Source organism: Nocardioides sp., from assembly GCF_047607365.1.
In the GTDB taxonomy this organism is placed as follows: Bacteria; Actinomycetota; Actinomycetes; order Propionibacteriales; family Nocardioidaceae; genus Nocardioides.
In genome coordinates, this window is record NZ_JASGDD010000106.1 from 1 (window position 1) to 2880 (window position 2880).

The 2880-nt window shown below is 74.4% G+C and carries 2 protein-coding genes; one reads left to right on the forward strand and one right to left on the reverse strand.

Annotated features, from left to right (window positions below; genetic code table 11):
• A partial coding sequence (locus QM572_RS07920) for an AAA family ATPase (RefSeq protein WP_415091801.1) occupies nucleotides 1-1224 on the reverse strand: 1224 nt, incomplete at its 3' end.
• A 112-nt stretch (nucleotides 1225-1336) separates the two neighbouring features.
• Here QM572_RS07920 and eno point away from each other — a divergent pair.
• A complete protein-coding gene (gene eno / locus QM572_RS07925; protein WP_415091803.1) occupies nucleotides 1337-2614 on the forward strand; it encodes a phosphopyruvate hydratase in 1278 nt (425 codons plus the stop codon).
• Nucleotides 2615-2880 lie beyond the last annotated feature (266 nt).

Below are 2880 nucleotides of genomic sequence, written 5' to 3' on the forward strand. Positions count from 1 at the left end.
CGAGCCACGTGGCGAGCCCGCCGGCGAGCGCGCCAGCGCCAGCCCGGCGAGCTCGGTGGCGCTCTCCGTGGCGCCGCGGGCGGTGCCCAGGCGGACGGCATGGTCGAGGCGGGCCGCCGTGTCCTCCTCGGGCCAGGGGCGCCCGAGCGCCAGGTGGCGCGCGGCGGTCTCCGGCTCGGTGCTCGTCTCGGCGATACGCAGGTGGGTCGCTCGGGTCTCGGCCGCCGTCGCCAGCCGTCGTACGACGGAGGCGAGCAGGGGGTGGCGCGGGCGGAGCCGCCCGTCGGGACGCCGGTCGAGCACGTCGCGGTCCAGCGCCTCGCGCACGGCGGCCTCGCCCGCCACCCCGAACAGGTCCGGCTCGGTCAGCCGCGGCTCCAGGGCCACGGCGAGGAGGGCGGCCCGAGCCCGCGCGGGAAGGGCCGTCACCCGCGCCCCGATCGTGGCATCGAGATCGTCGCCGAGACGGAGGGGCTCGCCGTAGCCGGGCAGCCCGCGCTCGCGGAGCACGAGGCCGAACTCCAGGGCGAAGAGCGGATTCCCCTGCGCCTGGTCGACCAGCTTGTCCAGCACCCAGGCGGGGAGCCGCAGGCCCAGGCGGTCGCCGACCAGCCGGCCGAGGTCGTCGCGTCCCATCGGCCCGCACTCGACCAGCTCGAGCCCGGCCTTCGTCAGCTCCCTCTCCAGCTCGGTCCGCTCCAGGCCGGCGCGACGGGACAGGACGAAGCGGTACGACGACGGCGCCAGCCGTCTCACGGCATGGCCGAGCGCGCGCAGCGACGCGCGGTCGCTCCAGGCGACGTCGTCGAGGGCGACGACCACCGGCTCCCCGTCGCCGAGCGCGCGGAGTACCTGCCAGGTGCCGACCTCCACCGCCGTCGGGTCCACGGGCACGGTGACGCCACGCCGGAGCGTCGCCGCCTCCAACGCCGCCAGGACCGGGTCGGTGAGCCCGAAGCCGGCGAGGTCGAGGCCGTCGAAGAGGTCGGTGATCACGCAGAAGGGGCGCTCCGCGTCGGTCTCGGCGGCGAAGCCGGTCAGCACGGTCGCCCCGTGCGCGCCGGCGAGCGCCGCCGCCTCCGCCAGGAGGGTCGACTTGCCGATCCCCGCCTCGCCGGTGAGGAGCAGCGCTCCGCTCCCGGAGGTCACGAACCGCGCCAGCCGGCGGCGCTCCGAGGCGCGCCCGACGACCGCGGACGCCGGCGACCGGGTGCCGACGGACATGCGACCTCCTCGCGTCGCGGTGAGTCTCGCGGTGAGTATCGCCCGGCGGTCTCCCCGAGGGAAGGGCGGCGGTCCTCGACGAACCTCCGGAGCCGCGCACTAGGCTGCCCTCATGTCTGTGATCGAAGCGATCGGCGCCCGCGAAATCCTCGACTCCCGGGGCAACCCCACGGTGGAGGTGGAGGTCCTCCTCCAGGACGGCACGTTCGCGCGTGCCGCCGTCCCGTCCGGCGCCAGCACCGGAGCCTTCGAGGCGGTCGAGCTCCGCGACGGCGGCTCCCGCTACCTCGGCAAGGGCGTGCAGGGGGCCGTCGAGGCGGTCCTCGACACGATCGCCCCCGCGCTCATCGGCCTCGACGCCGACGACCAGCGGCTGGTCGACCAGGCCATGCTCGACCTCGACGGCACGCCCAACAAGGCGACCGTCGGCGCCAACGCGATCCTCGGCGTGAGCCTCGCCGTCGCCCGCGCTGCCGCCGACTCGGCCGGCCTCCCGCTCTACAAGTACGTCGGCGGTCCCAACGCCCACGTGCTCCCGGTGCCCATGATGAACATCCTCAACGGCGGCGCCCACGCGGACACCAACGTCGACATCCAGGAGTTCATGATCGCGCCGATCGGCGCGCCGACCTTCCGCGAGGCGCTCCGGATCGGCGCCGAGGTCTACCACACCCTCAAGGGCGTCCTGAAGGAGAAGGGCCTGGCCACGGCCGTCGGCGACGAGGGCGGCTTCGCCCCCGACCTGCCGAGCAACCGTGCCGCGCTCGACCTGATCGGCGAGGCGATCACGAAGGCCGGCTACGAGCTCGGCAAGGACGTCGCGCTGGCCCTCGACGTCGCGGCGAGCGAGTTCTACGAGGACGGCGCCTACCTCTTCGAGGGGGAGAAGAAGACCGCCGAGGAGATGACCGCCTACTACGCCGACCTCGTCGCGTCCTACCCCATCGTCTCGATCGAGGACCCGCTCAACGAGGAGGACTGGGACGGCTGGAAGGCGATCACCGACGAGCTCGGCACCACGACCCAGCTCGTGGGCGACGACCTCTTCGTCACCAACGTCGAGCGGCTGCAGCGCGGCATCACCGGCGGCCAGGCCAACGCGATGCTGGTCAAGGTCAACCAGATCGGCTCGCTCACCGAGACGCTCGACGCGGTCGAGCTGGCCCACCGCGCCGGCTACCGCAACATGATGAGCCACCGCTCCGGCGAGACCGAGGACACCACCATCGCCGACCTCGCCGTCGCCACCAACTGCGGCCAGATCAAGACCGGCGCCCCCGCCCGCTCCGAGCGGGTCGCGAAGTACAACCAGCTGCTGCGCATCGAGGACGAGCTCGGCGAGGCCGCCCGCTATGCCGGCGCCTCGGCCTTCCCGCGCTTCTCGGGCTGACCTGCGGAGCGTCCGCGGCGTCGCACGCCGCTCGTCGGCCCGCTTCGCTCCAAGGCCGCCTTCGCGGCGGCTCCTTGCGGCCGCACACGCAGACCAGCCCGAGCGTCACCCGGCAAGGATGCGCGCGTGGCGATCCAGCGGAAGAACGACCGCGTCGGGGAGGATGGGCGGGTGGCACAGCTTCGGTCGAACTCGCGGGGCCCGCAGGGGTCCTCGCGCCCCGGGCGGGTGGCCGGCGCCACGCGCCGGGCGGCCGAGGCGCGTGC

What these genes read in the sequence shown, in the direction of transcription:
- eno (WP_415091803.1), top strand. Translation starts at nt 1,337, where the DNA reads ATGTCTGTGATCGAAGCGATCGGCGCCCGCGAAATCCTCGACTCCCGG.